This window comes from Ochrobactrum sp. SFR4 (assembly GCF_019730395.1).
Classification (GTDB): Bacteria; Pseudomonadota; Alphaproteobacteria; order Rhizobiales; family Rhizobiaceae; genus Pseudochrobactrum.
The window spans coordinates 1-6649 of record NZ_JAAPBB010000036.1 but is presented as its reverse complement, the minus strand read 5'-3'; the positions used below and the strand labels follow the sequence as shown (position 1 = coordinate 6649).

Sequence of the window (6649 nt, the reverse complement as noted above, 5' to 3'; positions counted from 1 at the left end):
GAATATCGCCCGCTCAATTCGAACAGATAACCGCCGAAACGAGATAAAGAGGCGGAAATAAAACGGGACAAGTCCATTCCGCCGGTAGTCAGCCGAAGGGCGAAGTCAATCCACACGCGCTCAAAGAACTCGTTGCCCTCGGTTACCCGTCAGCAGGTTTCTCGTCCAAGAGCTGGGATGTCTTCGCCGAGCCGGGTGCACCGCAGATGGATTTCATCTTTACCGTTTGTGACAGTGCAGCGGGTGAGGCCTACCCGGTATGGATCGGTCGCCCGATGACAGCCCATTGGGGTGTCGAGGATCCGGCAGCCGTGACCGGAACCGAGGTAGAGATTCAGCGAGCATTCGCGCAGGCCGCGCGGTTCCTGAAGAACCGTATCAACGCATTCCTCAGTCTCCCGCTCGCGTCGATCGATCGTATGGCGCTGCAAACACGGCTGCGGCAGATCGGCAAGATGGAAGGGGCCACCGATGTTCAAGAGGCCATTAATTAATACCAGATGACGGATGCGACCGAGTAAAGAAACGGGCGACGTTATCTCGTCGGCGCCTCGGTCTCCATACTCTTTCTCCAGTCAAGCGAAACGGCGTAAGTTTAATGAACAAACCTTGGGACGTTATCATCTACCATAACCCGAACTGCGGGACCTCGCGCAACACGCTTGCGATGATCCGCAACGCCGGCATCGAACCCCATGTGGTCGAGTATCTCAAAACTCCGCCATCGCGTGCTTTGCTGGAGCAGATGATCGACAGGATGGGACTTTCCCCGCGCGACCTCCTTCGCGAAAAAGGAACACCGTTTTCCGACCTCGGTTTGGGCGATACGTCCTTGTCCGATGAGCAACTGGTCGATGCAATGATGGAACATCCCATCCTGATCAACCGCCCGATCGTCGTCGCTCCGATGGGTGTGAAGCTGTGCCGTCCATCGGAAATGGTGCTGGATATTCTTCCAGCTGGCCAGCAGGCTGCGTTTACCAAGGAAGATGGCGAGGTCGTAGTCGATCGGACCGGACGTCGCGTCGTCTAATTCAAGACATTTAAGTCGAATTTGTGTGACCGTAGCTTAATGGCAAGGCTGCGGACGATGATTATCTGCTAAGGAGAACGCCAATGCGTCCCGAAGAACCAACACTACGACTGTCATTCCTCGACCGCTACCTGACCGTCTGGATTTTTGCCACTATGGCCTTAGGCGTGCTGCTCGGTACTGTCTTTACCGGCCTGCCTGAAGCCCTCGACAGCCTGTCCGTCGGCACCACCAATATTCCGATTGCCATCGGCCTCATCCTGATGATGTATCCGCCTCTGGCAAAAGTGCGCTTCGAAGAACTGCCGCAGGTGTTTGCCGACAAGCGGGTTTTGGTGATTTCACTTTTGCAGAATTGGATTATCGGTCCAGTATTGATGTTTGCGCTGGCGGTGATCTTCCTGCGGGATTATCCGGAATACATGACTGGTCTTATCCTGATCGGCCTTGCGCGTTGCATCGCCATGGTTCTGGTCTGGAACCAGCTTGCCAGGGGCGATAACCAGTATGTCGCTGGCCTCGTTGCCTTCAATTCGATCTTCCAGATCCTATTTTTCAGCGTCTATGCGTGGTTCTTCCTGTCCTTCCTGCCTCCGCTGTTTGGCCTTGAAGGCAGCGTGATCGACGTATCGTTCTGGACGATTGCGGAAGCAGTGTTGATCTATCTCGGTATTCCATTTCTCGCCGGTTATCTTTCTCGCCGCTTGCTGACTGCGAGCAAGGGTAAGGATTGGTACGAGAACGTCTTCCTGCCGAAGATTAGTCCAATGACGCTGGCTGCCCTTCTGTTTACGATCGTCGCCATGTTCAGCTTGAAGGGCGGGGACGTGGTGCGCTTGCCGGGTGATGTGGTGATGATCGCAATTCCGCTGACAATCTACTTCCTTATCATGTTCCTTGTCAGCTTCTGGATGGCGAAGTCAGTTGGCACCGATTATCCTCGCACAACGGCGGTGGCGTTCACGGCTGCCGGAAACAACTTTGAGCTAGCGATTGCGGTTGCTATCGCCGCGTTTGGTCTCGCTTCGCCGGTCGCGTTTGCGGCAGTCATCGGTCCACTGGTAGAAGTTCCTGTGCTGATCCTGCTGGTTCAGATGGCACTGTGGATGGGCCGCAGATATTTTGCCAAATCGGCGGGAAGTCCAGCAACGCAACAATCATAAAGGAGCATTGGTGTCTTTGGAAACCTACGATGTCGTTGTGGTAGGCGCCGGGCAAGCAGGCCTGGCGTCCGCCTACTATCTGCGCCGAACCGGCATCAATTTCGTGGTGCTCGATGGCGAAGAGGGGCCGGGTGGCGCATGGCGACATGCCTGGAAGTCTCTGCATCTGTTTTCACCGGCATCCTTCAGTTCGCTTCCGGGATGGATGATGCTGACGAAGACCGAGGCGACCTATCCCGCCAGAGGTGAAGTGCTGAATTACCTAACCCGATATGAGAAGCGCTATCAGTTCCCGATTGAGCGACCGGTTGTGGTCCAGTCCGTCAGAAACGTCGATGGCGGGCTTGAGGTGATAGGTGAAAACAAAACTTGGCGCGCCCGTAGCGTTTTGAGCGCCACCGGCACATGGGGCCATCCGTTCATCCCCGGTTATCCGGGGCGCGAGATATTTCAAGGTAGTCAGCTTCACTCAGCCCATTATGTGGATGCTGACGCCTTTATTGGGCAGCGGGTCGCCATTGTGGGCGGGGGCAATTCCGGGGCACAGATATTGGCAGAAGTATCAAAAGTAGCTGAAACCATCTAGGTCACGCCTCAAGCGCCGGTTTTCCTTCCCGATGATGTCGACGGACACGTGCTATTCCAGCGCGCCACTGCACGGGTGCTTGGCGGGGCGAGTGGCCCAGAAATTGGCAGCCTCGGCGACATTGTCATGGCTCCCCCGGTAAAGGACGCACGGGATCGCGGCGTGCTGGGTTCCGTGCGGCCGTTCTCACACTTTGATCGGGATAGCGTTGTCTGGCAGGACGGGACCAGAAGCAATATTGACGCCGTAATATGGTGCACCGGATTTCGCCCAGCGCTGGATCATTTCCAAGATCTCGGCGTCATTACAGGGGACGGCAGGGTTGATGTGGATGAGGGGCGCTCGATCAAGCAGCCACGCCTTTGGCTTACCGGTTATGGGAACTGGACTGAGGCCGCCTCGGCGACACTTCTGGGTTCAGGCCGGACGGCCCGAGACTTGTCGCGGCGCTGTAAGCGCGCAATTCCAAGGAAGGCGACAACTGCACAAGCGCCAAGCGCCGTTGTAATGGTGAGCGACCACATTGTGCCGATATGGGCGATGGCAAACGCTAGCGCAAAGGGTGCGGTGGCTGACAGTATCAACCGTGCGGCCATGACCTTGCCTTGAAGCCTGCCATAGCCATCGCTGCCAAACAGCATCAGCGGTAAAGTACCGGTGACTATGCTGAAATGACCGCAGCCCAAACCAAAGACAACTGCAAAAGCCATGGCCCCTGCTACTGACGGAGCGCTGAGGATCAGGATACCGCCCGGAATCAATGTGGCGGCGATCGTTGCCAAAGCCAGCGGCGGCAGGTTGCGGCCAAGCACCATATTGGTGAACCGGCTCAGTACCTGCGACGGACCAAACAGCGTGACGACAATGTGAGGCAGCCGGAACCGTAGCGCCTTTCAGGCTCAAATCATGCGGTTGCGGTTGCGACCAACCGGGGATGACCTAGGCCGGCGCTAGATCGTGAGTATGGGTTTACGGGCGGAGGAGACCGTTGTTTTCATGTGGGCACTCTAACAGAATTGAGCGGTTTATACCATAAGAATTGTCATTACCGCACAGCCGGTCGGCAAAATAATATGAATGATAATCCACATTAATGAACTTTAGTTCAATATATCGAACTAAAATACCTGTTATTATCTGCAACTGCGATCTGATCACTCCGTCCCTTTTGGGAATTGCTGATGCAAAATGCTTTCAGTAAGTTGTACATAATTAAAGGTAAAATAGATCAATGAGCTTTCCATCGGTAAAGTTGTTACAATGTGCGAAGTCGTATTTTCGGTCCACTGTTTCCCGTCCAACAACGGCCACATATTTGGGTATGGCGTATTTCATGCCAGTTCTCGGTGGTATTCTGATCAACGATACAGCGCAGGCGGCTTGCGTATCATCGGGAGGAAGCAATTATGTCTGTAACGGTCAGACCAGTGTTACACAGACAATTAAGGCGCCCAATGTCAGCATTGTAACGGCTGAGGGATTCAGTATAGCCGTTCCGACGGGACCGGGAGTTCTCGTCTCTGGTGACGGAAAGCTCATTTACAATGACAGCTATTCGTCAAGCATAAGTACGATTTCGGGAGATGCATTAAGATTCGTGGCTGGGACCCCGACCAATCCAAGGGATCCTTTTAATACTCTGCGCGGCGGCAATGGCGTTACAATAAGCACCAATGCCTTCATTTCGGCTGCGACTGGAGGGCAGGGTATCAATGTGTCGAATAGCACTGCGGGTGCAATCGACATCACTGCGACAGGCCAGGTGACGGGCACGAGCGGCATATCGGCCCGGAACCTTGATGCTGCGGATATCCTTATTCATGCGGGTGCAGTCACTGGTACGAAGGGCAGCGCTATCGTGGCCGATAATGGCAGGGGTACCGGTAAAACGGTGATCCGGACCGACGGCTTGGTGACTTCCCTTGGAGGGCGGGAGGGCGACACCGGCATTCAGGTTGTCAACGGCATATCGACTTTGGGTGGTGTGAGTATCAATGCGGCTGACGTTCAAGGAGTAAATGGTATCTCGTCCATCAATGCGGGTGCTGGTACAAATGAAGTTGTCGTAAGGGGGGATGTTGTTGCGACGGGGCTCATGAAAGAAGTTCTTTTTAATGGCATTCCTACGATCCCACCCACATTCGCCTTAGTAGGTGGGCGTGGTATCTCTCTCACTTCGGACAATGCTGGTGCTGCAACAAATGGTACCGGTCTCTCTGTGAGAGTCAATGGTAGTGTGAATGCTGCTGCCGAGGGCATCTATGCGTTTAATAACGGCAAGGGTGCAAGCGCTACCGGCGTCTATATTGTCACAAACGGGGCGGTTACAAGTACGCATGCAGACGGCATTACGGTTGGCACGGGTAACATGGCAATTGGAGATGTAACGCTGCAGTCGAATGGCAGCGTCACCGGTTCAGCGAACGGTATCTCCGCAAAAAATAATGGATTGGGTGATGTCAATATCACGGCAAGCAATGTGAAGGCTACGGGGAGCAATGGGCGCGGCATCGACGCTTACAGCGGGAAGGGTAATGTGACGATTAGCGCGACAGGAGCAATTGAGGCCGCTGCGACCGGTATTGGAGCGTCGACTAATACCAAAACGGGGGGGGGGGTTATTGTAAATGCCTACGGTCCGGTTGTGGCAACTGGACCGGCATCGTCAAACCTCGGGGCTACTGGTATTTTTGCTAGCGCCAGAGGTAATGTGATGGTAAATAGTTTTGATACTATCTCCGTTGCTTCAAAGGTTGGATCGGTAGCTATAAAGGCTGAGAGTGCCGGGACTGGAAACGTCAGTATTACGACAAATGATGTAATCGCGACGGGCTCCTATTCTTATGGAGTATGGGGGATGGGATCGCGTGATATAATGATCCATACGAAGGGGAATGTTACAGCCGGCGGCTGGGGTATTAGGGCCGTTTATCCGACCGGAGCGCCGAACACGCTGCCTCCGGGAACAACTGAGGGGATCATATCGGTCGTTGCCGATCGTGATGTCAAGGCAACCAACGCTGCAAACGGCTCGCTGCTGAACCCGGTTTCGGCAATCCTCATTCAGGCAAGCGGCAAAATACCAACGACCACGGTTGAGACGGGCGGAACGGTTACTAGTAACGAGACGGGCATTAATATGCTCAATCTCGGAAATCATATAAATGGCCAAACCTATATCAACATCAGGGCAGAAAGCGTTGTAGAGGGCGGATCGGATGCTATTCGTCTCGCCGCAGATCTCGCACAGACTGCGACAATCAACAATGCCGGTATTGTACGTAACAAGTCGGCACTGCCCGATGCGCTTGCCATTCGTGCTTTTAAGCAGTTGGATGTACAGACTGGGCAAAAAAATCTTTATTCCGTATCGGTTGTGAATAGCGGCCTTGTTCAGGGTACTGTGGACCTGGGCGGACCCGACAACAGTTTTGTTAACCAAAGCGGCGGTGTCTGGAACACGGCAGGTGGTACGAACTGGCTGACTAGCGATCTGGTCAGCGGAGGAGACGGCAAAATCGTGAATGCAGGTACGATCATTGCCGCGACGCAAGGAGCTTCTGGCGTGGTCACAACCACCTTCAATGGTGTGGGTGCAAACAGCCTTGACAATGCCGGCCTCCTGACCATGAGGAACGAAGTTACTGGCGACATCACCGTTATCAACGGCCATTATAACGGTTTTGGTGGTGTTGTGGCAATCGATACTGTTTTGGGCGATGACTTGTCTGCAACGGACAAGTTGGTTATCAATGGTGACACGAGCGGTTCGAGCCGGGTACAGGTTGTAAATGTTGGCGGAACTGGCGCGCCGACGGTCGAGGGTATCCGGATTATTGAAGTCGGAGGCGCCTCAAACGGCAGCTT

At 54.2% G+C, this 6649-nt stretch carries 5 protein-coding genes and 1 pseudogene; 5 read left to right on the top strand and 1 reads right to left on the bottom strand.

What is annotated here, in order from left to right; genetic code table 11:
* Positions 1-68: 68 nt before the first annotated feature.
* The 4 genes and pseudogenes from HBA93_RS17515 to HBA93_RS24305 all read left to right on the top strand — a co-directional run.
* A pseudogene (locus HBA93_RS17515) lies at positions 69-494 on the top strand (low molecular weight phosphatase family protein); the annotation flags it as partial.
* Positions 495-598: 104 nt separating this feature from the next.
* Complete coding sequence (gene arsC / locus HBA93_RS17510) at positions 599-1033, top strand: arsenate reductase (glutaredoxin) (protein WP_221724139.1); 435 nt, start codon at positions 599-601, stop codon at positions 1031-1033.
* Positions 1034-1116: 83 nt separating this feature from the next.
* Positions 1117-2196: an ACR3 family arsenite efflux transporter gene (gene arsB, locus HBA93_RS17505; RefSeq protein ID WP_221724138.1), complete on the top strand. Its 1080-nt coding sequence runs from the start codon at positions 1117-1119 to the stop codon at positions 2194-2196.
* A gap of 10 nt (positions 2197-2206) precedes the next feature.
* The gene (locus HBA93_RS24305; protein ID WP_353619391.1) at positions 2207-2782 is read left to right on the top strand and encodes an FAD-dependent oxidoreductase; all 576 of its coding nucleotides are present in this window, start codon (positions 2207-2209) and stop codon (positions 2780-2782) included.
* A 374-nt stretch (positions 2783-3156) separates the two neighbouring features.
* Here HBA93_RS24305 and HBA93_RS24300 read toward each other — a convergent pair whose 3' ends face one another.
* Positions 3157-3597, bottom strand: a complete 441-nt coding sequence (locus tag HBA93_RS24300) for an MFS transporter (RefSeq protein WP_353619390.1) — start codon at positions 3595-3597, stop codon at positions 3157-3159.
* 782 nt (positions 3598-4379) lie between these two features.
* Between HBA93_RS24300 and HBA93_RS24590 the strand changes: the two genes are divergently transcribed.
* Positions 4380-6649: autotransporter outer membrane beta-barrel domain-containing protein (locus tag HBA93_RS24590; protein WP_221724137.1), on the top strand; the 2270-nt coding region annotated here is incomplete at its 3' end.